This is a genomic window from Methylobacterium komagatae (genome assembly GCF_042661665.1).
GTDB classification, from domain to species: domain Bacteria; phylum Pseudomonadota; class Alphaproteobacteria; order Rhizobiales; family Beijerinckiaceae; genus Methylobacterium; species Methylobacterium komagatae.
Genome location: NZ_JBHSWN010000001.1, coordinates 4,724,692 through 4,750,314 on the forward strand (window position 1 = coordinate 4,724,692; position 25,623 = coordinate 4,750,314).

A 25,623-nucleotide genomic window follows, 5' to 3' on the forward strand; every position below is an offset into this window, starting at 1 on the left:
TGAATAAGACGGGCTAGAAGCGTTCGCGTTCGGCCGGTCAGCTAAACTGCTGATACGAACGCGATGGGTGTATTCCTGCCAGCCCAGTTTCGCCTGGCAAGACAGGAAAGCCAAAGTTCACTTGATGGCGGCGCTAGGCAGCTCTGCGCCATAAGCGGTCTTCCGAATGGAGCAGCTGGAATGGCCGCTTAGCTTCCGAAAGCTGCCATTGGCATGGAATGGCAGATTTGGGCTGCAGGTCCGCGCCGGAAACACCCGCCGACGGCTCGATGCCGCCGGCGCCTTCCCTGAGGCCTCGAACCCCGCTGCGCCTCAGATGCGCGCCGCGGGGTTTCCTTTTGCCGGACGTCGGATTGTTCATCGCCTAGGGATTGGTGGTCCTACACCCAGAGGACGACGTCATTCGGCTTGTACTCGGCCATGTTCGCAAGCCTCGGGTCGTCGTGCGGCCAAGCCCGGAGGCGGGTGAGGACCTCGCCGGGGATCGGCCTGCCACCATCGCCGCCGAACAACACGTTGGGGAGCGCCCGGTCGTCGCCGAAATCCAGCCCATGGCGCCGGTCGAACAGCGGCGCGTCCCCCGCCGCCCGCACGAAGTTGTGCAGGTGTCGGACCACGACGACGGCATCGACGTCGGGGAAGCGCAGGGCGGCACCGTCCTCGCCCTTGGCGAAGCTGTTCGGCGTCAGGAGGCCGGACCGGGGGTTCACCAACGTCGATATCGGCTCGTAGATGTGGTCGTCCCAGACAATGACGAGCAGGCCCGCGGTTTGGCCGTCGGACCGGAAACCCCGAAACTTCCGGTCAGCGTCCTTCAGGAAATCCAGGATCGGGTTGTCCCTCGGTAGCGTCAGTCCGCCGGCCCCCAAGGCTTCCCGCGCCCCCTCCAGCGGCAAGCCCTCGCGGTAGGGCAACTGCACGCCGTTCTCCCCGCGCTGGCGGGCGTGCGCCAGGAGCGATGGGGTCTTCACCTCGACGACAAGGCGTTCCTCGAGCGCGACCACGAGGAGCTCGGGTCGCGGGCCGCCCTTGAAGGCGGCCGGCTCGTGCTGGAACTTCGCGGTATTATGCAGCAACCTCACCCAAAAGCGTTGAGGTTGAGGTCTGTTGCTTCAGTCTCCTGGCTTTGAACAGCGTCCTTGCGCCTCGACGACTTTGCAGGAGGAGAGGCTTGCTACGCAGGAAAGCTCAGCGACTAACCCAAATCATCATACACTGTTAAGCGCATTTTGTACTGACATAGCTATGTCAGCTTCCGGGGTCGGATTTGTACTTGTTACGATACCATTCAAAGAAAAATCGAATTCTTTGAAAAAACTTCCGTTATTAGCATCAGCGCTAGGACCTAACGAGTACATTTTTTTCGATCCGTTACGAATGATGTAGTTATTCTCAAATTGAAGGCAGAGTGGATGGATCTCGGAAATTCCATTTTGTGGTATTAGGCGATCCGCCCTCCAGCCTAATTTACTCTTATCGTATATACTTGGTTTCCTTGATTGTGAAATCGTTCTCTTGAAAACAGAGTCGATATAAGATTGACAGATAACCAACTGGCTTCGCAGCCTTATGCGCTGGAACATTGTTAAGAGCACAATGTCAGTTATAAGACTATTCGTCGTAAAGTCAGCGACGTCGCCATGGCATCCAGGTACCCAAATCTGTTCGAGATTGACAGGCAGATTGATTGAGTCTTCTTCTGCGATGCTCTGAAATGGATCGTAATTGGAATTTGACGCGAACCATATATTTGGGATGAAACTATCTCTCCTCTCGTTGAGAGCAAATATCTCAACGGCGTGCCGCACAAGGCTACTCACGTTGTCGTCTATTCGAATACTAATTCTGTAATTCTCTGGACCCATTACAGGATCATATAATCCCACAAATTCTATAGGCATCTTTCGTATTCTGTCTACCAGGAACAGCCTGTCTATATCCAGGCGGTTCATATAGTACTGGTAGGCCCTATCAAGATATTCTATTTGAGATCTTTGAAGTATACCAGAGGCATCAATCATCGATATCAACGCTTTTGCAACTATAGCGCCTCGAGAATAGCCAAATATATATATCTTATCATGTTCCATCGAATTTAGATTGAGACATAAAGCTAGGTATACTTCGCGAACCAAGGCCTCCATTTCGGCGCCCGTGGCTGCATTCAGTACCTTGCCGTATACATCTCGATTTGCAGGGCCCGGGTAATAAAGTACAACGGGCTCATCGCCGACAGATCGCCCGCCTAAAATACAAGCTTCTGCTATGCAGAATGCATTTGTAAAATATTGCCGCTTGCCACGCGCAGCAGAGTTCGTTGTCCCATCAATAATGACAATAATATTTGTCATTATTGAAACTTGATATAAAAGATATAAGCAACTAGGGTGAGCGCAAGCACAGATGCGAGCAATAAAGCCCCCGCCAGAGTATAAATTGTTAGCTTTTGTTTCGTGATTTCCGATTTGTATTTTTCTACTTCTACAGCCATAAAAAGCTCAGCGTCGAATAAATCTTTATAACCGGCCATCAATCTTGGCAGGTAATTCTTCTTCAGTGACTCATATAGCTCGTGCCGTTTTTCGCTATCTTTTCTGGCTTGTTCAATCTTTTTTTGGCATTCTCTAATAGCAGAACGCAACTCTCTGTATGGTGGATATGCTCGCTCAATCGAAAGGCCGCCAAATCGCGCATTTAAATCGTCAATTCGTCTTCCAATAAACATAACCAAGGAGTCGGCAATATCATGATCCGCATTGGTCAAGCACTGCTCAGCATTATATAGAGCTTTATCATATACATCTCTGTCTGCTAAATTTCTACTTTGGCTTATCGCTCTAATAATCTGGCGACCAGCATACCTAAGCTCGTTGATTGCGGGAACCGTTACCTTGCCTTGAAATAACTCGGCCGATTTAATAGAGGCCTCAACATTGTCCCACCGTACCAGGATTGCCTCAAGACGATTGTCAAATTCAAGAATATTCACTAACCGTCTCTTTGATTATGTTAGCTGCGCGTGAGTTTTAATGAGCCCGCCATGGAGCAATTCCGCCGTAACATTCATCTAGTTCTGTCGCAGTTATGTACTGGCCCGCTTGAAGAGATACGTTACCACGCGAAAATCGCTTCGTTACATCAATAGAGCGTGCTTCGTGCAGCTCTTTAATGCGTTGCTCCAAAGCTTCAGCGCTTGGAAGCGATCTGACTGCCTTCAAGAGACGTAAATATGATAATAGGAAATTTGGCATTTGACTAACGCGAGTTAATGGCATGGAAAAATAAGTTAAGATCTCGACTAGTGGTAAAAACTTTGATTTCACTAAATCTGTGTGGAAACGTTCCGCCCATGGCCAGCCTCACGTTCTTTTTCTAAACGACTGTGAGATATTTATTACATCGCCAGTAGAGACGGACGGATTGGCCGATGGTTCGGTTTGAACGACCGGTGCGTCACTTTGGTCATTTGCACTATTTGTTTGAGCAGGCATTGAAGCGATCAGACATAGTTGTAGCAATGCAATGTTGCTTTCACAAAAAGCTTCCCAAGCTTTATCTGTCCCGATGGATTGAATTCGTTTTTTAGCATCTGGGAATTTGAAAAACGTGTCGTTTATGCCGTCAGTAAGAGCGAGGAGCAGGACGTAGCGCTTAAGAACTCCGATTGAATATTGTTTTTTGTTCCTGCTGCCCTTTTCCTTGGTCGGGAAGAAGGTTTCGTCGGAGCCTACGTGCGATCGAGCTTTGCCTTTACGTAGCTCCAGTAACTCGTCGATATCAGTTAATGAAAAAAGCGCATCCGCGCTCAAGGCGTTGACGCGTTTGGTGATGGTGCCGTGGTTCGAAGGCGTGACTAGCATAACAGTCCAATGGGTCGACGAGTCAGCGGTTCAGCTGCTAAGCAGGTTGGCATGTGGGGCTGCATCCGACAGAGTCAATCGTTAATTGTCAATTGCGAGTTTGAATTTTTCGCCTCTGGTCGACGCCGCCGACTTTGGTGTTTTTGTGGAAGCGAGGCTTTCGGCCTCTGATATCGCCGGAACATAGATGCCCTAGGGCAGTCGCCATACGCGCACATTAGCTCGCTTGCCGGCATCCCCAATTCGCCCTTGGCGGCATGCTGTCGTTAGGGACTGAATTAGGCGGTAAGCCACTGCCTTCCGAAGCATCATATCCCGTTCATCCCAGCGCTTCGCTTGGATAATCGCTAGTGCGATCTCGCGTGTTGTGAGCGGCTTACCCGCTTGGGTAATTGTTGCCTTCGCAAGTGTGAACATCTCCCCATACGCGAATAGCCGGTTGAGGTGGGCGTAGGCTGGGGTAGCGGTAGCCGAAGCAGGTTCGCCAGGGCGAAGGTCGGTCCGCGCCGGAACTGGGCGCCCTTGAAGTTGCCCGCAGCCTTCCCGGCGATGGCCTCGATGGGCGACCGGACGGACCGGGGGTCGTAGTCAGGGGCGTCGCCGACCGGCCGGTAGGGTTCGATGACACCCTCGGCCATCGCGATGCGCCTGCCCTCGCCGACCTGGCGCTCCAGCTCGATCTCGACCTCCAGCGCTTCCATCATCATCTCGGGGAGCCGTTGCGGCGCCGTGACGATGTCGCGCGACTTGACCTCCAGGTAGAAGTAGAGCGTCACCGTCCGCCCCTGCCGGACGACATCGAGTTCGCACGCGAAGTCCGGGCCGGGCTCGGACGTCTCCGGGATCTTGGTGATCCTCAGGCGGCCCCCGAGCCGCTCCCAGAGCAGGCGACAGACCAGGGCCTCCCCGTAGACGTCGAAAACCTGCCGGAGCACCTCGTGCCGGGCCAACTTGCCCGGCGCCAGCCTGGTCCGCATGTCCCGCACGAACTCCTTCAGCGACGGGTCCGCCGCGGCCTCGTCCTCCAAGAGGCGGACCTGCCCCAGGTCCATGCAGCCTGACGCCGGCGAGGGCGCCCAGCTCACCCGCGACTTCCTCAGCCGCGTTACCGATCGGACCGTCCGGCTAGTGAAACGGCTTGGTCAGCCCAACGCGGATGCTCCTGTCGGGCGCGAGGGCACGCTCGGCGGCCTCATCCGCGGTCGGGAATTCGCGCAGCTGCTCCGGCGTGAAGTCCAGCACGGCGAGATGCTCACCGAGGAGCGCGACGGCCTCGACGGGCACGGCGATCAGCCTCGTGCCGAAGCCGAGAAATCCTCCGAACCGAACGACGATGTCGACTCCGCCTCGCGCGTTCTGATCAACCGATGCCACGCGTCCGAGCACGTGCTGAGCTGGAACCGGCTCTAGCACCTGACGACCGATGAGGTCGCCGACCCGGACCGGCTGCGGGTAGCGGCGGGCGGACTTGTCCGTGAGCGTCGAGGTGGCGACGGCCGCTTCGGAGACGATGGCGGTCGAGACCAGTGCAGTCAGGGCGATCACGGATAGGCGAAGGGTCATGGGGATGCTCCGTCGGCGCGCGGCGCACAAGCGTCGGTCTTGGCACCGAAGGGGCTTCATGATCGGCCAGACCAGCTTGTTTTAGCAAGATGTGACGAGGCCCCAACAACGATAATATTTGTGCATCTTCACGATTACAAAATGTCATCATTCTTATTTCAGCTCGCATGGTAACGAACCGCGTTTTCACGACGAAAAGGTGGTTATGAGCGTGACAATCTCCCATCACTTCGCCTCTGGCGGAAAACGGCTGCATCCCTGGCCGGTGCGGATCATGCACTGGATCAACGCGGTCGCGATGATCGTGATGATCGGATCGGGCTGGGGCATCTACAACGACTCGGTGATCTTCGGATCGCTGTACTTCCCGCAGCCAATCCGGCTGGGCAGCTGGGCGGCCGAGAGCCTACTCTGGCATTTCGCCGGGATGTGGGTGCTGGCCCTGAACGGCGTCGCCTACCTGGTCTACGGCTTCGTCACCGGACGGTTTCGCGAGCGGCTTTTCCCGATCCGTATCGCCGACTTGATCCAGACCGTGCGCGAGACGCTGCGCTTCCAGATCTCGCACGACGATCTCACCGTCTACAACGCGGTCCAGAAGATCCTCTACCTCGTCGTCATGATCGCCGGGGTGACGCAGGTGATCACCGGTCTGGCAGTGTGGAAGCCGGTCCAGTTCTCCTGGCTCGTCGACCTGTTCGGCGGCTTCCAGGGTGCGCGCCTGGCGCACTTCCTCGGCATGGCCGTCATCGTCGGCTTCCTGCTGGTGCATGTCACTCTGGCCCTCCTCGTGCCCCAAACAATCTGGGCGATGCTCAGCGGCGGTCCGCGCCTCGCCCCGTCCCGCCTCCGGAACCCCACCCTTGGAGAGCATCGATGAGGTCGCTGTTCCGTCCCCAAACGCTCCCGAACCCGCGGATCCTCGACGACCACCGTCCGGAAATCCGTTCACTGGAGCGGCGCGGTCTACTGCGGGGCGGCCTTTCGCTAGGGGCGCTGACGATGCTGACGGGCTGCGACGTCGGCGATTCCAGCGCCATCGGCAAGGCCTTGCGAGCGGTCTCGACCCTCAACGACGGCGTCCAGGCCGCCTTGTTCGATCCAAACAAGCTCGCTCCCGAATATCCCGAGAGCCAGGTGCTCAAGCCGCCGCGCTTCAACGCCTATTATCCGATCGAGGAGCTGCGCCCGGTGAACGGCGAGACCTGGCGCCTCGAAGTCGCGGGCCTCGTCGAGAACAAGCGTCCCTGGACGAGTCAGGACATCGCGGCATTGCCGGAGAAGGAGATCATCGTCCGGCACATCTGCGTCGAGGGCTGGGACTATATCGGCCAATGGTCGGGCGTGCCCATGCGGACGTTCCTTGAGCGGATCGGTGCCGACCTGAAGGCCAAGTACGTGTCCTTCAGGACCGCCGACGACTATCCGAGCAGCATCGACATGGCGACCGCTCTGCACCCGCAGACGCTGCTCGCGACCAAGTACGCCCGTGAGACGTTGCCCGACCCGTTCGGCTACCCCTTACGCCTGCGCACGTCGACGAAGCTTGGCTTCAAGAACCCGAAATGGATCACCGCGATTGAGGTCGGTAACGTCTACCAGGCCGGCTATTGGGAGAGCCGCGGCTTCAACTGGCATAGCGGCCTGTGAGCGCCGCCGACCGCCCCGCGGCCGACGGCACGCGCTCTCCGACCTGCGCCATCGGCATCATGGCGAAGGCGCCCCAGGCCGGCCGCTCCAAGACCCGCCTGTGCCCGCCGCTGACTCCGGACGAGGCCGCCGCGCTCAGCGGAGCTTTCCTCCGGGACACCGCCGCCAACATCGCGGACGCATCGCGATCCGCGCCAATCGCCGCCTACGCCGCCTATGCGCCGCGCGGGACGGAGGCCTTGATCGCAGCCCATGTCGGTGCCAAAACTGGCCTCGTTCTTGCCGACGGCACAGCCCCGATGCCCGGGGACGTTCAGGGATTCGGCCGCTGCCTGCTTCACGCAATCAAGGGCATGCTGGAGCGCGGCCACGCGGCGGCCTGCGTACTCAGTTCCGACATCCCGACCCTGCCGACGCGCCTCCTGATCGAAGCGGCCGAGCACCTTCTCGCCCCAGGCGATCGGGCGGTGCTGGGAGCTTCTGACGATGGCGGCTACTACATCCTCGGGCTGAAGGCGGCGCATGCCGAGATGTTCGCCGACATCGCCTGGAGCACGGCTTCGGTCGCCGAGGCGACACGGGAGCGGGCGCGCGGGATCGGCCTCCCCTTGATCGGCTCGATCCTTGGTACGATGTCGATGACGCGCCGTCCCTGTCCGTCCTGATCGCCGAGACCGACGGCTACGCGGCTCCGGCCACACGGGCGGTCCTGGGCGAACTTGAACGAACCGGGGGTCTCGCAGAGCTCGTGGCCCTCGCATGACCTCGCCGCTGGCACGTCTGACCGGCCTCGGTCTTCTGCTCGCCCTCATCATGCTCGGTGCGCTGATGCTGCACGTGCCCGGCGCCGACACCGTCGGCTCACCGGAGCGGGCAAATATCTTCGTCGCCGTGCTGGCCCTAGGCGTCGCCGTCTATTTCGTCGCCGTACGGCTCGTGCTGCGGACCATTCTCCCGCCTCAGGCCTTTTGGATCATCATCGGCATCGCATTCGCCCTACGCGCGGCGCTGCTGCCCTCGCTGCCGTTCCTGTCGAGCGACATCTACCGCTATGTCTGGGACGGCCAGGTCCAGGCCGCCGGCATCAATCCCTACCGCTACCTGCCCGTCGATCCGGCACTCGCGCATCTGCGCGACCCGGCGGTGTTTCCCTGGATCAACCGCGCGACCTACGCGCTGACGATCTACCCGCCGGCGGCCCAGGCCGTGTTCGCCCTCGTCGGCGTGATCACGCCGACAGTGCTCGGAATGAAGGTCGCCATGGTCTGCTTCGAGGCCTTGGCCGTCCTCTGCCTCCTCCGAGTGCTGGCGCTGGCACGGCTCCCTCGGGAACGCGTCCTGCTCTATGCGTGGAATCCCCTCGCGCTCTGGTCCTTCGCCTGCGACGGCCATGTCGACGCAATCGCCATTGGTCTGCTGGCCGTGGCGCTCCTGTGCCGGGCGCGGGCACGAGAAGGCCTTGCCGGCGCGATGCTGGCGGCGGCTATTCTAGTCAAGTTCCTGCCGGTGGCCGCGGCCCCCGCCCTGTTGCGCGGCGGGCGGTTCTGGAAACCGGTGCTGGCCGGCCTCCTCGTCATCGTCCTCCTATACGCACCCTACCTCTCGGTGGGCTCAGGCGTCCTCGGCTTCCTCTCCGCCTATGGTGACGAGGAGGGCTATCGCTCCGGCAAGGGGTTCTGGCTGCTGTCCGGCATGTCCCATCTCGTGCCCCTGCCGGACGGAGCGGGACGGATCTACCTGATCTGCGCCGCGATCCTGCTCGGGGCCCTGGCCTTCTGGATCGCTCGCAGGCCGGCCTTGCGGGGGCCGGCCGCGACCATCGCCCTGTGCCGGGACACCGCGATCCTCGTAACCTGCACCACCGCGGCGGCGAACCCCCATTATGCCTGGTACTACGCCTGGCTTGCCCTGCCGGCGGTCGTCGCGCCGATTCCGGCGGTGGTCTGGCTCTCGGCCGCGCCGGTCCTGTTCTACGTCGACCCCTTCAACGAGCGGTTTCTCTGGCCAAGCCTCGTCTTCGTGCCCGCGCTCGCGCTCGCCCTTCGCGGCCTGCTCCAGGCCCGCGCCGTCACCCCAGTTCCAAGCCCGGAAGGACCGCGCTGATGTCAGCCTCCGCTGCGATCAAGGACCCCCGCCGCTACTTCGAGGAGGTCGGTCGAGAACGTTCCGGCGCTACGGAGAGCGCGCCGGTCTGCCTCTACCTGGAGGTGACGAACCGCTGCAATCTCCTCTGCGAGACCTGCCCGCGCACGTTCGAGGAACTCGAGCCGCCGGCCGACATGAGCTGGGAGCTGTTTACCCGCATCGTCGACCAGGTTCCGAATGTCGCCCGCGTGGTCCTGCATGGGGTCGGCGAGCCGATGCTGGTCGCGGACCTGCAGCGGATGATCCGCTACCTCAAGGACCGTGGAACCTACGTGTTGTTCAATACGAACGGCACCCTGATGCAGCCCAAACGCTTCCAGGAGCTCATCGATACGGGCCTCGACGAGTTGCGCGTCTCCCTCGATGCGGCAGACCGCAAGTCCTACGCGAAGGTGCGCGGCAAGGACTTCTTCGACCGCATCGTGCGCGATGTCGGCAAATTCATCGCCTTCAAGAAGCAGGTCGGAGCTGCGACTCCCGCTGTGTCGCTGTGGCTGACCGGCATGAAGGAGACGGTGGACCAGCTCCCTGCCTTCGTCCGCCTCGCCGCCACGATGGGCGTCACCGACGTCCATCTCCAGCGCCTCGTCTTCGACGAGGTCGGGTACGGCATGGCCCGCGCCGACCTGTCGCTGTTCGAGTCGACGCAAGGCGAGGAACTGGCGGCGATCGAGGCGGCGCAGGCTCTCGGACGTGACCTCGGCGTCAGCCTCGACGCCTCCGGTGCCACCGAGCCCGGCATGAGCCTGAAGCGCCAGAGCGAGGACCAGCCCTGGGCGACCTGCCGAAGGCCGTGGTCGCTGATGTACTTCACCGCTCATGGCCGGGCCTTGCCCTGCTGCATCGCCCCCTTCTCGGTGCGCGGCTACAGCAACTACACGCTGGGCGACGCCACCCAGCAGAGCCTGCGCGAGATCTGGAACAGCCCGGCCTATCGCGACTTCCGCACCTCGCTCCTCTCGAGCGCGCCGCCCGCGCCCTGCCAGAATTGCGGGATGCGATGGAGCCTGTAAGCGTCGTCATTCCCACGCTGAACGAGGCCGGCTCGATCGGCAGCGTCATCCGCGAGATCCCAGCAGCCTATGCCGGCGACATCATCGTCGCCGACAGCGGCAGCCAAGACGGCACCGCCCGCATCGCCCGCGAAGCGGGGCGCGGGTCATCGACGGAGGACGCGGCTACGGCCGTGCCTGTGCCCGCGGTGTCGCTGCCGCCGATCCGGCGAGCCGCGTCATCGTCTTCATGGATGGCGACGGCGCCGATCGTGGCGACCTGATCGCGACGATCGCCGGCCCGGTGCTGCACGGCGCACGGGATTTCGTCCTCGCCTCCCGCACACGTGGAGATCGAGAGCCCGGCGCCATGCTCTGGCACCAGGTTCTGGCTGGTCGGCTGGCGGGCTTCGGCATCGGCGCGCTCTACGGCGCGCGCTACAGCGACATGTGCGCCTTTCGCGCCATCGAGCGCAGCGCGTTGCAGGGGCTGGCCCTGCGCGAGATGACCTACGGCTGGAACATCGAGATGCAGATGCAGGCGGCTCGGGCAGGCCTGCGTATCGAGGAAGTGCCGCTGCCCTATCGCTGCCGGATGGCCGGCGACTCCAAGGTCGCGGGCTCGGTCAAGGGAACGATTCGGGCCGGGACCAAGATCGTCACGACGTTCCTGCGCGTGGCCGCGACGCCGGCACCGCCCCACGGGGTGGCGCGACCGTGAGAGAGCCCTTCGCCCTGGCAAACTTCCTGAGCCGGTGGGTCCCCTCGGTCCGGCACGACCTCGCCTCCTCGGATTCCGAGACGACGACCCTCTCCGACCTCCTCGATCTGGCGGGGCAGGACGATCTCGAGCGCTGGCACGAGCTCGGCTTCGGCTACCTCGACCCGCGCGGGGCGGAGTGGCTGCGGCACACCGTGGCGGCTCGTCATGAGCGGCTGGCGGCCGACGACGTGGTCTGCTGTGCTGGGGCGCAGGAGGCACTCGCCGCGGTGGTGGCAGCGCTTTTGACTCCGCACGACCATGCGGTGGTCGTGCTCCCGATCTACCAGCCCTCCGAGGAGGCTGTCACCGCGCTCTGCACCGCCACGGGCGTCGCGCTCCGCGCGACCGATGGCTGGTGCCTCGATGTCGGCGCGGTCGAAGCCGCGCTCCGGCCGCAGACAAAGCTCGTCCTGATGAACATGCCGAACAGCCCCACCGGCGCGACCCTCGACGCGGCGACCATGGACGATCTCGTCGCGCTCTGTCGCCGCCGCGGCCTCTGGCTCGTCAGCGACGAGGTCTATCGGCATACCCTGGACCGCTCGCACGGGCTTGGTGCAACCCCTGCGGTCGCCGACCTCTACGAGCGCGGCATCTCCATCGACAGCCTGTCGAAGGGGTATGGGCTCGCGGGGCTCCGCGTCGGCTGGATCGCGTGCCGCGATCGGCGGCTCCTGGCCGCCGCCCTCAATGCCAAGAACCGCATGTCGAGCTGCCTGTCCGCGGCGAGCGAGATCCTGGCCCAGGTGGCCCTCCGCGCGGAGGACCGCATCCTTGCCCGCAGCCGCTCCGTGGGTGAGCGGAGCCGCGCACGCCTCGATGCCCTGATTGCCCAGCATCCGGAAACCTTCGGGGCGGATGCCTCGCACAACCTCGCCTTCGCCTTCCCACGCTATCTCGGAACCGAAGGCGCTGACCGCTTTGCCAACGATCTCGCCGGCCGGGCCGATATCCTCGTCCTGCCGGCGAGCCTGTGGCGCTCGCGGCTGGGACAGGTCCCGACAGATCACCTGCGCATCGGCCTCGGCCGTCTCGGGGCGGTTCCGGCTTTCGATGCGCTGGATCGATACCTCTTCGTGGCTGTGCAGTAGCGTGACTTTTGGCCGACCCGCGAACCGCCTTCAGATGTGTGGCAGCTCGCCCGCGCCGAGCCTGTCCGGCTCCATTCGGTCGTTCGTCCAGACGTAGCGGTCGAGTGCCGAGAGCAGGGCCGCCATCGGCGGCGACGGACGTCGCTGGGCGATCGTGACGATGCAGACCTCGCGCGAGATTCCAGGGTCGACGACGGGCAACTGCACGAGGCCGGGGACCGTCGCCGAAAACGACGGCAGGAAGCAGACGCCCATGCCGGCCGCCACCATGCTCTGGATCCAGTCCTCGCGCTCGCTACGATGAGCGCGCCGGATGGTGATGCCGCGGTCGGCCAGCATCTGCGCGAGGCGGTCCCGGTACTCGCAATGGATGCGCTGGAGGTAGATCTCGCCCTCCAGGTCCTCCGGCGTGACCGCCTTCCGTGCGGCGAAGGCATGGGTCGGTCCGCAGGCAAGAACGAAGGGCTCCTCGTAGAGCACCCTCGCAAGGAGCGGCGGCTCGAATCCGTCGGGATCGGAAATGACGGCGACATCGAGGTCGCCGCTGCGCAGGAGATCCTTGAGCTCGGATGACATCCCCTCGATCAGCGTCAGCTCGATGCCGGGATGCGAGACGCGGAACTCATTCAGGAAGCCAGTGAACCGGACCGGTCCGACGGTGCACATCACCCCGAGCCGGATCGGTGCACCGGTCAGGCTCAGGAAGCTCTCGGCAGTGCGCTTCGCCTCTCCCGCCTGGACGATCATCTCCCGCAGGCTCGGCTCGAGGAGGCGGCCGAGATCGGTGAGATGGATGTTGCCTCGCTCACGCGACACCAGCATCCCGCCGAGCTCCTCCTCGAGCTTGCGAATCGCGCGCGTCAGCGCGGGCTGGGTGATGCGGCAGGCGGCTGCGGCTTTGGTGAAGTTGCGCGTCTCACCGACCGCCAGAAAGTAGCGGATCTCGTGAAATTCCATTTCCCTGACCTTCCGTGATCTCGCCTTCGCCAGCCGGCTCCGGCAGAGCTTCCCGCGCGGGAGCGATTGGAACGTTGGCGGATATCGCGATTTCTGCGGCCTTAGCGGGCGTAAGGCAAAGAAGCGGCGAATTGGGGCCGTTATCCGTAAACGATCTCAGCAGCCGGTGCATACGGCCGCGCGCACAACTCGGTCGAGGCGCCTGTCGGCTGGTGCCCGAACCATTCCGAACACCGGACGGGTGTTCAGAACGGCACCGGAGACCTTTGTCGCTTGATCGGCGACCATATGACGGAACAGGATTGAAGCCGCCGGAACCGGCAAGGGCCCGGGCTGTTTCGCGGAGGCCGGACCGACGAACAGGGCGAAGGCCGTCGCGTGGGTCAGGGCGGCGGCAAGTAGCGCGGCGCGACGAACGGCGATCATGGCATGTCTCCTGGGAATCTGCCGGGAATTCGCAGGTGGGGGCCACGCGTTACGCGACGAACGCGAAGGCCGTGCGGTCTCGCACCTCTGGGCGGTTGCTTCCGCGTCACGCCGCTGGCCCCGGCGCCGTGATCAGAGGGCGGCGAAGTGGTCGTAAGCGCATGCGTACTCTCGGCGATCTAAGCTCGACTTTGGCCAATTTGACGGGCGGTTGAGGGGTGGGGTGACGAAGCGGACATGACGGGTAGGTTCGGGGCGTCCCGACCAAGAAACACCTGATGCCTGATCTGCCCGCCCGCTTCGCCGAACTCATCCTGGCGTTCGCGCCGCTGTTCGTCCATCGCTCGTGGCGACACGCTCAGGTTCTACTGATCGGCGCGATCCTCACCCTCGGTCGGCGCACGGTGACCAGCGTCCTGCGGATCATGGGCCGTGCGCAGGAGCGACGGTTCGTGAACGTCCACCGCGTCCTCGATCGGGCAGCGTGGTGCCCGCGCACTGGCAGCCGCATCCTGCTCGGTCTCTTAGTCAACGCGTTCGCGCAACGCGGCCCCGTGGTCCTGGGACTGGACGACACGAGCGAGCGCCGCCGCGGCAAGCGGATCACCGCCAAGGGCCTCTACCGAGATCCGGTTCGCTCCTCCAACAGCCATTTCGTCAAGGCGAGCGGGCTGCGCTGGATGAGCCTGATGCTGCTCGCCCCACTCCCTTGGGCGGGGCGCGTCTGGGCGCTGCCGTTCCTGACCGCGCTGGTGCCGTCCGAGCGTGCCTGTCGCGAACGAGGCCGTCGGCACAAGCCGTTGCTCGACGTCGGACGTCAACTCGCCCTCCAGGCCCGCCGCTGGCTACCGGGGCGCGACCTCGTGCTAGTCGGTGATGGCGGCTTCTCGGCCCTGCTGTTCCTCGACGCGATGCGCCGTGCCCGCATAACAGCGATCACCCGCCTACGGCTCGACGCAGCCCTCTACGACCCCGCTCCGCCGCGGTTGCGCGGCACGATCGGACGCCCGCGCACCAAAGGCGCACGGCTGCCGACGCCAGCCGCAACCCTCGCGTCCAAGGACACGCGCTGGCACGCAGTTGTGGTGCCGGGCCGGTACGGAGCAGGTGAGCGCACGATCGAGATCGCCCCGGACACCGCAGTGTGGCGGCACGGGGGCCTGCCCGTCGTACCGATCCGCTCTCGTACTCATCCGCGATCCCGAGGCGCGCTTCCCGCCCCAGGCCCTGCTCTGCACCTATCCGATGCGCGAGCCCGCGCAGATCGTAGGATGGTTCGTGCAGCGCGGGAACGTCGAGGTCACGTTCCAGGAAGTGCGCGCCCACCTCGGCGTCGAGACGAGAGCGGCAGTGGTCCGACAAGGCGATTGCCCGCACCACGCCCTGCCTACTCGCCCTGTTCTCGATCATCACACTGCTGGCTGCACGGCTCCCGGCCCGCCAACGGCGACGCATCGCAGCCGCCGCGTGGTACCCAAAACCGCGCCCGACTTTTGCCGATGCGCTCGCCGCCGTGCGCTGTGCGATCTGGCGCGAGAGGACTTTGGCAACATCACCGCGCCGACGCGCTCGAACAAAACACCCCTTCCGATTGCCTGCACCCTGGCTCTATGCGCTCTGCCACGCCGCATGAATGGCCAAAGTCGAGCTAAGTCCCTGGTCGAAGCGCATAGGAAAAGCGCTTATTCACACCATGCACGATCGCTCGCCACTGCACGGATCTGGGCACGCCCAAGCAAGAAGGCGGATTGTGTCGCTAATTTGCAGCGGCATACGAGTGTCGCCCCGGGCACGGGAATCGTTGCTCCATGCAACAAAGATCGTGGTCGGGGCATACACGATTCTGAACCCACCACTCGGTGGGCCACTGCTCTTTTGCGCACGTCCTTGATCGTTCCGGATGCCACAGCCGACACTATCGCGCCTTTGGCAGGGGACGGCTCAAAATAAGCAACGCCTATGATTTCGATGCTTAAAAGGCATGAGCATCGAGCCTGCGCAATGGCTAAGCTGGAGATCTCATGACCCACTGAACGAGGATCGATACATTTATGGGAAACTCGAACGTGGCACGCCGCCGATTGTCGCGATGAACGTTCCGATGCCGGCACTTGGGCAGTCGAACGTGACAGCGCCAGTCGTTGCCTCAGCCTTCGATGCCCGACCGATGGATCCACCCGGTCCCACGGTGTGAAGAGGCCTCGTCGCAAACCGCGCCGGATGTCGTCGCGCGCATGATGACTGGCGAAGGCCGGCATTAGACCGCGTCCGAGCAAGAGGGCGGAACAGGGTGCGGAGGCGCACGCACGAAACAGCGCCGGCGTAACCATTCGATGTCCAATCGCGAGAACCCAGCATTGCAACAGGTGAACCGAGGACGTTTCGCCATGAAGGTGCTGATCGCAGCCACGGCCCTGACCGGGCATATCAATCCCCTTCTCGCCGTCGGCCGGCGGCTCACTGCGCGAGGGGATGATGTCGTCGTGATGACCGCCGAGCGGTTCCGGACGAAGATCGAAGCATCCGGCCTCCGGTTCGCGCCGTACGACGACGGCGACGCCGCCGAGTATCGGGAGACGGCCCTGCCAGCGGGCCCGGAGCGCTACCGCATCGAGTTCGCCCGCCGCTTCATCGATCCCATTCCTCTGCAGACCGGGGTGTTGCGGACACTGATCGCCGCGGAGGAACCCGACGTCATCATCGCCGGAAGCATGATGCTCGGGGTTCTGCCGCTGCTGCTCGCGTCTGACCGACGTCCACCAATCATCGTCCTGAACGTGAGCTTCCTGTTCCTTGATCGGCCGGACCAAGCGCCCGTCGGCCTCGGTCTCCCGCCGGCGCGGACCGAGGCCGAGCGCACCCACTATGCCCTTCTGAAGGTCGGCATGGACGCGGCGTTCGCAGATCCCGTCCGCTCTGCTACGGACACGCAGCTTGCGCGCCTGGGAGCCTCCTCCCTGCCGGCCTCGCTCCCGCACTCGATCGCCGTCCTGCCGGACCTGTTCCTCCAACCAACCGTTCCAGCCTTCGAGTATGATTTCGGACGACTGCCGCTCAATCTCCGCTTCGTCGGTCTGCTCCCGGCGCCCAAGTCTGAAGCCCCGCTGCCCGATTGGTGGCATGCGCGCGATCCCGCCAAGCCCGTCGTCCTGGTCACACAGGGCACGTTGGCAAACGCGGATTTCGGCGAGTTGATCGAGCCGACCCTGGCTGCCCTCGCCGACCGCGACGATCTCCTTGTCGTCGTCACGACAGGAGGGCGCCCGGTCGAAGCCCTCGAGATGCCGCTGCCCGGCAACGCTCGCGCGGCCTCGTTCCTGCCGTTCGACGCTCTCCTTCCGCAGATCAACCTTCTCGTCACCAACGGCGGCTATGGCAGCGTCTCGCAGGCCCTGGCGGTCGGTGTGCCCATCGTCTCCGCGGGGCTCACCGAGGACAAGGCCGAAGTCGGTGCCCGCATCGGCTGGGCAGGAGCGGGCCTCAATCTCGCGACCAACACCCCGACGCAGGGCGCCCTTCGCACGGCGATCGACACGGTTCTCGGGAGTCCCCGCTTCCGAGCCCGCGCCGCAGCCCTAGCGCGCGACTTCCAGGGGCTGGATTCGAGCCGGCAGATCCTCGACGCGATCGACGAGGTAGTTGGGGTGCACGCCGCGGTCGAGGAGGCCGTCGCATGAGCGCGCTCACGTTCGTCAGTGATCTCGGAGCCGATACGAACCGGCCATGGGCGCTGCGCGCGCCGCGAGTGGTCGGCTTCATTGCCGCTCTGGTTCTGGTCAGCACTACGCGCCTGCCTTGGACTTCCGTCGCCCGCCTGGTTCCGCAGGCGGACGATCACACCGATCCCTTCATCGGTATCTAACGATGAGCGAGGCACGACCCATGACGCATGTCGCCGATGCGACGCCCGGCCAGCCCGCTCCCCTGCGGGTCGTGGTCGACCTCAACCGATGCCAAGGCTACGCGCAATGCTGCTACGCGGCACCCGGGGCCTTCGAAGTTCGGGGTCACGAAATCCTGTTCTACGATCCTGCTCCGCCGCGCGCGCGACGAGGTGAGATCGAACGGGCCGTCCAGGCCTGCCCCGTCCGCGCCATCAGTCTTCAGGTCGACTTCGGAGAAGCACCGTGAGCACAGCGGAGTCGGCCGGCTTCGTCGTCGTCGGCGCCTCACTCGCCGGCCTCCGGGGCGCGGAGGCCCTGCGCCGCAACGGCTACGCCGGACGGCTGACGATCGTCGGCGACGAACCACATCGTCCCTACGACCGCCCCCCGCTGTCGAAGCACGTGCTGTCGGGCGCGTTGACACCGGACGCCACCGCGTTGCCGGAACTCTTCGCCCTTGAGGCCGACTGGCGCCTGGGGCATGGAGCCGTCGCCCTTGAGCGCGATGCGCACCGGATCCGCCTCGCTGATGGGGCGGTGCTCGCCTACGAGCGCCTGCTCGTCGCCACCGGCGCGCAGGCGCGCCCCTGGCCCGTACCCTCCGGTGGCGGGTTGGCCGGGATCTTCACGTTGCGCGGCCGGGACGATGCCGCCCGCCTGCGAACCGCGTTGGCCGAGGGGCCCCGCCGCGTCCTCATCGTCGGCGCTGGTCTGATCGGTTGCGAGGCGGCGTCCTGCTGCCGCGATCTCGGACTGCCCGTCACGCTGGTCGATCCCAACCCGACGCCGCTCGCCCGCTCGCTGGGCACCTGGGTCGGCGGCGTGATCGCGGATTGCCTGAGGGATGCCGGCGTGGCCTTTCGCCCAGGCGCACAAGTTCTTCGCTTCGAGGGCGATCCGGCGGGTCGGGTCGTTCGTGCCCATCTCGCGGACCGGAACGTGGTGGAGGCCGACCTCGTGATCGTGGCGCTCGGCGCGACGCGGGCCACCGAATGGCTTTCGGGCGCGGGGCTGATGGCCGATTCCCGCGGCGTGACCTGCGACGGCGCCTGCCGGGTCCTCACCACGGATGGGACGCCATGTCCGGACATATACGCGGCCGGAGACGTGGCGCGCTGGCCGAACCCCCTCTACGGCGGCCGGTTGATGGCTGTGGAGCACTGGGGCAACGCCGTCGCGCAATCCGCGCACGCCGCCCGCAACATGCTGGCGCCCGCCGAGGACCAGAAGGCCTACCGGCACCTGCCGGCTTTCTGGTCGAGCCAGTTCGGCATCAACATCAAGGCCGTGGGCCTGACGGAAGGTGCGGACTCGGTCGCGATCGTGCAGGGTTCGCGCTCGTCGCATCGCTTTCTCGCTGTCTACGGTCGCGCCGGCCGCAGCATCGGTGCCGTGTCGTTCGATCAGGCGCGGTGGCTTCCCGCCTATGCCGAGGCGATCGAGGCCGGCCAGGCATTTCCACCGATCCGCGATGCGAGCGACCAGGGCGAACTCCTCTCCAGGGCACCCGCCTTCCCGCCGCCGCGTGCCGATTCGCATCCCATCGAGGCACGCCATGGCTGAGGACACGCTGTTTTCCGAGGTGCTCGACCCCGCCAACCGGGCCGATCCCTATCCGATCTACGCGCGGCTTCGCGAGAATCCTGTCGCGCTTCAGCGCGACGGCAGCATCGTGGTGAGCACGCATGCGGCCATCCGCAGCCTGATCTTCGATCCACGCCTCAGTTCCGAGGACCTGCCGCCCTCCCACCGACCGCGTACCGGCAACCCACTCAAGGATTGGTTCCTCAATCCGATCAAGGACCGCATCGCCACGGCCCATCGCCCGCTGATCTTCCGCGATCCGCCCGATCACGACACCCTGCGCCACGCCGTGATGCGCGAGTTCTCGGTGGCCCGGGTGCAGGGCCTGAAGCAGCGCGTCGTCCGGGACGTGGACGCCCTCATCGACGCATGCCAAGGGCGCGAGGAGGTCTGCCTCGTGGAGGATCTGTCCTATCCGCTCCCGGTCTCGGTGATCTGCGACATGCTCGGCGTACCGGAGGCGGACGAGCCCCAGTTTCAGGCCTGGGCGACGCAACTGGCAACCGCTCTGGAGCCCGATGCCCGCCACGACGAGGCCAGCCGGCACCGGACGGTCGCGGCCTTCGACGCGATCTCCGGCTACATGCGCGCCCTGATCCGCGAGAAGCGGCGACGGCCAACGGCCGACATGCTCAGCGCACTCGCCGCACCGGGTCCCTCCGGCAAGCCGGTGATGGGTGATTTCGATCTGATCTCGACGGCGATCCTGTTGCTGGTGGCGGGCCACGAGACCACGGTGAACCTGATCACCAACGGCATGTTGACCCTGCTCCGCCACCCCCGAGAACTGGAGCGCCTCCGCGCCGATCCCGAGCGCGCGCCGCGTGTCATCGAGGAACTTCTCCGCTACGAGCCACCCGTACATTTCCGGACCCGAAAGGCCCTCGGGGCGATCGAGATCGCGGGACGCACCATCCCGAAGGGCGCGCCGGTCATCCTGCTCTTCGCCGCCGCGAACCGAGACCCGGACCGCTTCAGGGAACCGGACCGTTTCGACCCGGATCGTGAGGACAACCAGCACTTCGGTTTTGGCGGCGGGTTGCACTATTGCATGGGTGCGCCGCTCGCGCGGATCGAGGCCGAGATCGCCCTGGTGGCCCTCTGCCGCCGCCTCGTCGCTCCGCGGCTCTTGGCCGATCCGCCTCCGTATCGTCCCGGTGCGTCCCTGCGCGGTCCCGAGACCCTCGGCATCCGAATTGGAGGGATTGCGGTAGGGATTTCCTGAGGAGGTGCTTCGGTGAAAAGCGTCTCCTGGGCACGGGTTGCCCGATATGCCTCAATCCAAGCTGCCTCAGGGCGCAGCGAACGCGTTCGAGGCGCCCCTGATGAATGATTGCAAGCCGACGCGGACAGGCATGGTTGTGGTCTGGAAACGCCGATCCGCCGGCGTTCGCCGCAAGGCAATTTTGCCCATGAATAGGACCAGCCTGACGTCTCAGCGGAAGGGCGACTGAGTCCTCATCCCGGGGCAAGCACGCAGAGCAAGGCATAGAAGCCCGACCCGGTGTCTGCAGCGATCTTGCCTTTGTAGAGTTGGTTGATTTCCGATTCGGTGATTTGAATCGGGATTGGTATCTGCAGGGAATCTGATCGCCACGATACCAACTCGGCATTGTACGGACTAGCCATCGAACCGCTACCGCGAAGCGGGGCAGGTCGCCTCGGCGTCAATCCGATGCGTGAGCGGCTTGCCCTTTCGAGGTCACAACTCTTCCTAAGGATGTGAGACATGAAGCGCACGGCACTCGCGATGGGGTTCTCAGTCATCGTGACGGGAGGATCCCCGGTTCTGGCTCAAACCTACGGATCGATCGATGCCTACGGCTCGAAATTCGAGCTGACACCGTTCGAGAAGATGGAAGCGTCCGTCGCCGTCGCATCCGACAGGAACGGCCGCAAATTCAACGTCGTCAAAGCACCGAATGGAAAAATGATGGTCCTGCTCCCGGTGGAGAAAGTGAAGAATTTCTCGCCTTATGCCGACGACTCGGAGATGATGTTCGGCGGCACCAAAGGTTCGACCCGATAGTTCGTCGCGGCTCCGGGCTCGTGCCTTCCGCGTTCGACAGATGGAGGAGGCGGCGACCGGAGCTTCCTGGGGGTGGCGGGCGATGCGCCAGCACGTGAGCCTTCGGGGCATCGGAGAGGGCGACCCTCCATTTTCCTACGCGTCCCTGCCACATTTGCGGTACTTTGCCGACGTCCTCGACGAGAGCCGGTACGCGCCTGTGCCGAACGACTGGGCGGTCGGTCTCTGCGACGTGGTCGATTCGACCGGTGCGATCGCGCAGGGGCGCTACCGCGCCGTGAATTTCGCCGGCGCGGCCGTGATTGCTGCGGTCCGGAATGCGCTGAAGGGTGTTCCTTTCGGCTTCGCCTTCGGAGGCGACGGCGCGAGTATTCTCGTGGCACCGTCAGATCGCGCGGCGGTTGGCACAGCGCTCGCCGCCACGGCGGCTTGGGTCCGCGCAGAACTCAAGCTCGACTTGCGTACGGCCTTGATCCCCGTCGCAGCCCTGCGGGCCGCTGGAATGGACCTGCGGGTAGCCCGCTACTCCGCGTCCGAACATGCCGACTACGCGATGTTCACGGGCGGTGGTCTGACTCTCGCCGACACGCTGATGAAGCGGGGCGACTACACCCTGGAACCCACAGCCGACGGACCGCGGCCGGATCTCACCGGATTATCCTGCCGCTTCGAGCCCCTTGCGGTGAAGGACGGGGTCGTTCTCTCGCTGATCGTCGTCCCGAGGCAGGGTGCAGATCGCGTCCGAGTCCGAGAGACCCTCGCGGCAGTGTTGTCCGCGGTGGAGGCGAGCCCGGCCGCGGGGCGGCCGCTGCCGCCACAGGGACCATCGATGCGCCCGCCCTGGTCGGGCATCGAGGCGGAGGCCGCCGCGGCGGGCCCCCTTGCCGGATCGCGCATCCTCCGGCGCGTTGCCGTCTTCGTCCGGGCCTGCCTCGCCTATGCCGTGTTCCGGATCGGCCTGCCACTCGGCGGATTCTCACCACGCACCTACCGCCGCCATCTCGCAGCCAACGCCGATTTTCGAAAGTTCGACGACGGCCTTCGCCTGACCATCGCCTGCCCCCACGCGACCGCTGATGCGATCGAAGCGCAGCTTACCGCCGCCCGGGCAGCAGGCCTGCTCCGGTTCGGCCTGACCCGACAGGATTCGGCCGTGGTGACCTGCATCAGCCCCTCGGTGATGAGCGCGGGCCACGTACATTTTGTCGACGGAGCCGACGGTGGCTATGCACGAGCCGCGCAGCAGCTGAAGGCCGACCTGGCATGAGCCTTCGCGACATCCCGTTTCTCGCTGGTTTGGACCCCGCAATCTCGGAGGCCGTCGCCGCCAACATGGTGTCCCTCGCAATCCCCGGCGGAGCCACGCTCTTCGATGAGGGCGATGCAGGCGACGGGCTGTATACGCTGGTCTCGGGATGCGTTGGGATCTCGATGCGCGATCCGCACACCGGCACCCTGAAGCGGATCGCCCGCCTCAACCCGCCCGAGACCGTCGGGGAAATGGCCCTGCTCTCCTCCGCGCCGCGCTCCGCGACCGCGACCGCCCTGCGCGACAGCCATGTTCTGTACCTAGCGCGGCCGGCCTTCGAACGAATCATCGCGCAGCATCCGGAGACGCTGCTCTACTTCAGCCGTCTGCTCGTCGAGCGCTTGCGAAGCGTTTACGAGGGCAGGCCCCTGGACGACCGGCCGCGCACCTTCGCGGTACTGGCCGTGACGGAAGGCCCTGCCACGACCGGGTTCGGTCATCGCCTCGCCGAAGCGCTCGATGCCGTTCTGCCCGGCACGACCGGATGCCTCGCGGACTGGCCGGCCGAGGCGGACGAGGCGTGGTTTCACGCCTTCGAGGCGGCGCATGCCCGTACGATCTTCGTCGCCCAGCAGATCGACTGCCCCTGGTGCCAGCTCTGCCTGCGCCATGCCGACCACGTCCTGCTGCTGGCCGCGGCCGGTGCGCCGCCGCGACCCGGGGTGGCCGAATACGTGGCCCGCATCCGTTCCGATTGGGTGGAGACGGACCTCGTCGTCTGCCAGGATGAGGCGGCGCGCCTGCCACGACCGCTCCATCCGGAGATTGCAGCCCTTTCCGCCTCGCTCACCATCCATGTCCGCCAGGGGCGTGCGCCCGACTTGGTCCGTCTGGCGAGGCTCGTCAGCGGCTGCGCGCGTGGGCTCGTCCTCGGCGGGGGCGGGGCGCGTGGCCTGGCGCATCTCGGCGTACTCGAGGTTCTCGAAGAGGCGGGCCTGACGATCGACCTGATCGGGGGCACAAGCATGGGGGCGATCATCGCCGCAAGCGTCGCCATGGGATGGAACCTGGCTGAGATCCGCGAGCGCACGATCGAGTCCTTCGTCGGGCGAAACCCACTCAACGATTACACGCTGCCGTATCTTGCCCTGACGCGTGGTGCGAAGGTCGATGCCGGGCTCGCCGAACGGTTCGGAAATGCCACGATCGAGAACCTGTGGCTGCCGTTCTTCTGCATTTCGTCGAATCTGACCACCGGCAGCGCGATGATCCATCGCGCGGGCAAGGTCGCGGCTGCCCTGCGCGCCAGCATCGCAATTCCGGGCCTCCTGCCGCCGGTCTGTTCGCCCGAGGGCGTCCTCGTCGACGGCGGGATGATGAACAATCTTCCCGCCGACGTAATGGCACGCCTGAAGCGCGGCCGGGTTCTCGCGGTGGATGTCGGGAGCGACCTCGCGTTCCAGTCCATGCCGATGCGGTCCTGGCGCGGCCGCACCCTGCGTCGCTGGCTCGGTGCTCCCGACGCGATGCCCGCGATCGCCCCTCTGCTCCTCAGGGCCGCAACCGTCTCGAGCGACGCCCAGAGCATGATGGCGGTCAGCCAGGCGACCGTCGTGCTGAAACCAGCCCTTGCCGGCGTGGACCTTCGCGCCTGGTCCAGCTTCGAGAATATCGCCGCGCTCGGGGCGGAATGTACCCGTGACGCTCTCGCGTCCGGTCGACTTGCGGCCTGGGCCGATCCTGGCGAGTGAATCCGTCACTATCCGTCACTGCCGAGCATGGTGATCGTGCGGGTTCACCGCGATAGGCCGCCGCTCAGGTAGCGCGCAGCCCTGGACCACTTCTCCAAGCATCGACAATGGGAGACCTGTCATGATCACCATCATCCGCCCGTTCCTCGTCGGCCTCACCTTGATGGGATCGGCATCCCTCGCCAACGCCCGAACACCGAGGCCGCCGCTCGACCAGTAGGCGCCGCCCTTCCCACCATGACGGCCCTGTTCCGCCACCTGGCCGTCAGTCAGCGCCGGGACCGGTTGTCGTAGGTCGTGTCGGATCCGTAGTGCGCTGGGATGTCGGCCTAAGGATACGTCCGTGGTTTGCCGCTGGAAGATCGTGAGCCCCCGCCGGTCGTGCACACGATCCTCGTCATGTACGTCCGTCGGCAGATCCGTCTTGATCAGCGCCATTCCGCGTCCGTCAGATTAAGCGGCGCCATCCTCGTTCATCCGCTCAGAGGCCCAACGACGCCTTGCCCAAAGCATGCCAGCTGTTGAGGGTTCACGACTTGGACCGCCGGCCGCGGCCTGAAATCATTTTGTAGCTTGAGGCCAGCATTGAACCTCGATGGCCGGGGAGAAGCGCGTGCCACACCCCAAGCCTGTGGCCGACCGGGCCTCACGCTCTCAATCCGGACGGAGCCAAGATCCAAATGAAACATGACATCAGCGCCGGCTCTGTGGCCCAACGTCGGAGCATTCGTGCCGCGCTCGGAAGCATGACTGCGACGCTGCTCATGCTGGCGTCCCTCGCCACTTTCGCGCCGGCCAGCGCCGAGACAGGCGCCAGACACGGCTCGCGCACGGCGATCCTGTGCGCCTACGAGCCGGAATGGCAGGCGCTGTTGCCATCGCTCACGGACCGGCAAGATGCGACGTATGCTGGTGTGACCTTCGTCCTCGGGCGGATCGAGGGCACGCCAGTCGTGCTCATCGAGAGCGGCATCAGCCAGGTCAACGCGGCCATAGCCACACAGACCGCGATCGACCACTACAACCTCGACGGCATCATCGTGATGGGCATCTCGGGCGGGGTCGACCCCGATCTGCACGTCGGTGACGTCGTCGTCCCGACCCAATGGCGCGAATATCTGGACTCCGTGTTCGCTCGGGAGCAGAATGGCCAATACACCTTGCCGAGCTACTTCGCGGTGCCGCAGACCGAGCACTTCGGGATGATCTTCCCGCAGCCCGTGCGGATCCAGAAGCCTATGGGCGGAACCGATCTTCACACGTGGTTCCCGGCGGATGCCCGTCTTTTGGACGCTGCTCGGAAGGTGTCGGCCGACGTGACTCTGGAAAACTGCACGGCCGACCGCAAATGCCTGCCATCGAAGCCCCGCGTGATCGTGGGCGGCAATGGCATCTCGGGGCCGGCCTTCGTCGACAACGCCGCTTTCCGTGAATTCACGCGCCGCGCCTTTCAGGCCGAAGCCGTCGACATGGAGGCCGCTGCGGTGGCGCACACCTCCTACATGAACAAGGTGCCGTTCCTATCGATCCGCAGCTTGTCAGACCTAGCTGGCGGGAATGCCGGCTCGAACGAGATGGAGGCTTTCCAGAGCCTGGCATCTAGGAACGCCTTGGCGGTTCTGCGCGCGCTCCTCGTACAACTGCGGTCTGAACGATAGCCGATTAGAGACAGTCCTCGG

Annotated in this window: 26 protein-coding genes; 18 read left to right on the plus strand and 8 right to left on the minus strand. The window is 64.3% G+C overall.

Translation table 11 applies throughout. From position 1 onward, the window contains the following. Positions 1 to 380: 380 nt before the first annotated feature. The 6 genes from ACFQE0_RS23285 to ACFQE0_RS23310 all read right to left on the minus strand — a co-directional run bounded on the left by ACFQE0_RS23285 (position 381) and on the right by ACFQE0_RS23310 (position 5,423). Positions 381 to 1,076, minus strand: a complete 696-nt coding sequence (locus ACFQE0_RS23285; RefSeq protein ID WP_378968725.1) for a hypothetical protein — start codon at positions 1,074 to 1,076, stop codon at positions 381 to 383. Positions 1,077 to 1,208: 132 nt separating this feature from the next. After that, positions 1,209 to 2,351 carry a phospholipase effector Tle1 domain-containing protein gene (locus ACFQE0_RS23290; protein WP_378968728.1) on the minus strand — a complete coding sequence of 381 codons (1,143 nt, stop codon included), beginning with the start codon at positions 2,349 to 2,351 and terminating at the stop codon, positions 1,209 to 1,211. Continuing rightward, positions 2,351 to 2,989 (minus strand): hypothetical protein, encoded by a 639-nt coding sequence (locus tag ACFQE0_RS23295; RefSeq protein WP_378973885.1) that lies wholly within the window; start codon positions 2,987 to 2,989, stop codon positions 2,351 to 2,353. The genes ACFQE0_RS23290 and ACFQE0_RS23295 overlap by 1 nt, the downstream gene beginning before the upstream one ends. A gap of 370 nt (positions 2,990 to 3,359) precedes the next feature. Beyond that, a complete protein-coding gene (locus ACFQE0_RS23300) occupies positions 3,360 to 3,860 on the minus strand; it encodes a hypothetical protein (protein ID WP_378968733.1) in 501 nt (166 codons plus the stop codon). A 347-nt stretch (positions 3,861 to 4,207) separates the two neighbouring features. Then, positions 4,208 to 4,912, minus strand: coding sequence for a hypothetical protein (locus tag ACFQE0_RS23305; protein WP_378968736.1), 705 nt, complete (start codon positions 4,910 to 4,912; stop codon positions 4,208 to 4,210). A 73-nt stretch (positions 4,913 to 4,985) separates the two neighbouring features. Continuing rightward, positions 4,986 to 5,423 (minus strand): hypothetical protein, encoded by a 438-nt coding sequence (locus ACFQE0_RS23310; protein WP_378968738.1) that lies wholly within the window; start codon positions 5,421 to 5,423, stop codon positions 4,986 to 4,988. 205 nt (positions 5,424 to 5,628) lie between these two features. Here ACFQE0_RS23310 and ACFQE0_RS23315 point away from each other — a divergent pair, with 205 nt between their 5' ends. The 8 genes from ACFQE0_RS23315 (at position 5,629) to ACFQE0_RS23350 (ending at position 12,064) form a co-directional block, all read left to right on the plus strand. Beyond that, positions 5,629 to 6,303, plus strand: coding sequence for a cytochrome b/b6 domain-containing protein (locus tag ACFQE0_RS23315; RefSeq protein WP_378968740.1), 675 nt, complete (start codon positions 5,629 to 5,631; stop codon positions 6,301 to 6,303). After that, complete coding sequence (locus tag ACFQE0_RS23320; RefSeq protein ID WP_378973887.1) at positions 6,300 to 7,073, plus strand: molybdopterin-dependent oxidoreductase; 774 nt, start codon at positions 6,300 to 6,302, stop codon at positions 7,071 to 7,073. The genes ACFQE0_RS23315 and ACFQE0_RS23320 overlap by 4 nt, the downstream gene beginning before the upstream one ends. Further along, the gene (locus ACFQE0_RS23325) at positions 7,070 to 7,738 is read left to right on the plus strand and encodes a TIGR04282 family arsenosugar biosynthesis glycosyltransferase (protein ID WP_378973889.1); all 669 of its coding nucleotides are present in this window, start codon (positions 7,070 to 7,072) and stop codon (positions 7,736 to 7,738) included. Before ACFQE0_RS23320 ends, ACFQE0_RS23325 begins: the two co-directional genes overlap by 4 nt. Before the next feature lie 94 nt (positions 7,739 to 7,832). Further along, positions 7,833 to 9,176, plus strand: coding sequence for an MptA/MptB family glycosyltransferase (locus tag ACFQE0_RS23330; RefSeq protein WP_378968745.1), 1,344 nt, complete (start codon positions 7,833 to 7,835; stop codon positions 9,174 to 9,176). After that, the gene (locus tag ACFQE0_RS23335) at positions 9,176 to 10,231 is read left to right on the plus strand and encodes a radical SAM protein (protein ID WP_378973891.1); all 1,056 of its coding nucleotides are present in this window, start codon (positions 9,176 to 9,178) and stop codon (positions 10,229 to 10,231) included. The genes ACFQE0_RS23330 and ACFQE0_RS23335 overlap by 1 nt, the downstream gene beginning before the upstream one ends. After that, positions 10,219 to 10,494: a glycosyltransferase gene (locus tag ACFQE0_RS23340; RefSeq protein WP_378973893.1), complete on the plus strand. Its 276-nt coding sequence runs from the start codon at positions 10,219 to 10,221 to the stop codon at positions 10,492 to 10,494. Before ACFQE0_RS23335 ends, ACFQE0_RS23340 begins: the two co-directional genes overlap by 13 nt. Further along, positions 10,461 to 10,931, plus strand: coding sequence for a glycosyltransferase family protein (locus ACFQE0_RS23345; protein WP_378973895.1), 471 nt, complete (start codon positions 10,461 to 10,463; stop codon positions 10,929 to 10,931). Before ACFQE0_RS23340 ends, ACFQE0_RS23345 begins: the two co-directional genes overlap by 34 nt. Continuing rightward, the gene (locus ACFQE0_RS23350; RefSeq protein WP_378973898.1) at positions 10,928 to 12,064 is read left to right on the plus strand and encodes an aminotransferase class I/II-fold pyridoxal phosphate-dependent enzyme; all 1,137 of its coding nucleotides are present in this window, start codon (positions 10,928 to 10,930) and stop codon (positions 12,062 to 12,064) included. Before ACFQE0_RS23345 ends, ACFQE0_RS23350 begins: the two co-directional genes overlap by 4 nt. A gap of 30 nt (positions 12,065 to 12,094) precedes the next feature. Here ACFQE0_RS23350 and ACFQE0_RS23355 read toward each other — a convergent pair whose 3' ends face one another. Beyond that, positions 12,095 to 13,021 (minus strand): LysR family transcriptional regulator, encoded by a 927-nt coding sequence (locus tag ACFQE0_RS23355; protein ID WP_378968758.1) that lies wholly within the window; start codon positions 13,019 to 13,021, stop codon positions 12,095 to 12,097. Positions 13,022 to 13,177: 156 nt separating this feature from the next. After that, complete coding sequence (locus ACFQE0_RS23360; protein WP_378968760.1) at positions 13,178 to 13,447, minus strand: hypothetical protein; 270 nt, start codon at positions 13,445 to 13,447, stop codon at positions 13,178 to 13,180. Between the two features lie 278 nt (positions 13,448 to 13,725). On the opposite strand from ACFQE0_RS23360, the gene ACFQE0_RS23365 reads away from it, so the two are divergent. From ACFQE0_RS23365 to ACFQE0_RS23410, 10 genes are all read left to right on the plus strand, one after another. Then, complete coding sequence (locus ACFQE0_RS23365; protein ID WP_378968762.1) at positions 13,726 to 15,099, plus strand: IS701 family transposase; 1,374 nt, start codon at positions 13,726 to 13,728, stop codon at positions 15,097 to 15,099. 735 nt (positions 15,100 to 15,834) lie between these two features. Next, complete coding sequence (locus tag ACFQE0_RS23370; RefSeq protein ID WP_378968764.1) at positions 15,835 to 17,124, plus strand: glycosyltransferase; 1,290 nt, start codon at positions 15,835 to 15,837, stop codon at positions 17,122 to 17,124. After that, positions 17,121 to 17,309, plus strand: a complete 189-nt coding sequence (locus ACFQE0_RS23375; RefSeq protein ID WP_378968767.1) for a hypothetical protein — start codon at positions 17,121 to 17,123, stop codon at positions 17,307 to 17,309. Before ACFQE0_RS23370 ends, ACFQE0_RS23375 begins: the two co-directional genes overlap by 4 nt. A 62-nt stretch (positions 17,310 to 17,371) precedes the next feature. Then, on the plus strand, positions 17,372 to 17,578 hold the full coding sequence (locus ACFQE0_RS23380; RefSeq protein ID WP_378975379.1) for a ferredoxin: 207 nt from the start codon (positions 17,372 to 17,374) through the stop codon (positions 17,576 to 17,578). Next, complete coding sequence (locus ACFQE0_RS23385) at positions 17,575 to 18,894, plus strand: NAD(P)/FAD-dependent oxidoreductase (RefSeq protein WP_378968769.1); 1,320 nt, start codon at positions 17,575 to 17,577, stop codon at positions 18,892 to 18,894. Before ACFQE0_RS23380 ends, ACFQE0_RS23385 begins: the two co-directional genes overlap by 4 nt. Next, positions 18,887 to 20,140 carry a cytochrome P450 gene (locus tag ACFQE0_RS23390; protein WP_378968771.1) on the plus strand — a complete coding sequence of 418 codons (1,254 nt, stop codon included), beginning with the start codon at positions 18,887 to 18,889 and terminating at the stop codon, positions 20,138 to 20,140. Before ACFQE0_RS23385 ends, ACFQE0_RS23390 begins: the two co-directional genes overlap by 8 nt. Before the next feature lie 504 nt (positions 20,141 to 20,644). Next, the gene (locus ACFQE0_RS23395; protein WP_378973901.1) at positions 20,645 to 20,944 is read left to right on the plus strand and encodes a hypothetical protein; all 300 of its coding nucleotides are present in this window, start codon (positions 20,645 to 20,647) and stop codon (positions 20,942 to 20,944) included. An 82-nt stretch (positions 20,945 to 21,026) separates the two neighbouring features. Beyond that, positions 21,027 to 22,211 carry a DUF3095 domain-containing protein gene (locus ACFQE0_RS23400; RefSeq protein WP_378968775.1) on the plus strand — a complete coding sequence of 395 codons (1,185 nt, stop codon included), beginning with the start codon at positions 21,027 to 21,029 and terminating at the stop codon, positions 22,209 to 22,211. Then, entirely contained in the window at positions 22,208 to 23,944 is a 1,737-nt protein-coding gene (locus tag ACFQE0_RS23405) for a patatin-like phospholipase family protein (protein WP_378968778.1), read from the plus strand. Before ACFQE0_RS23400 ends, ACFQE0_RS23405 begins: the two co-directional genes overlap by 4 nt. Positions 23,945 to 24,624: 680 nt before the next feature. Next, positions 24,625 to 25,602: a 5'-methylthioadenosine/S-adenosylhomocysteine nucleosidase gene (locus ACFQE0_RS23410; RefSeq protein WP_378968780.1), complete on the plus strand. Its 978-nt coding sequence runs from the start codon at positions 24,625 to 24,627 to the stop codon at positions 25,600 to 25,602. Positions 25,603 to 25,623: the final 21 nt, after the last annotated feature.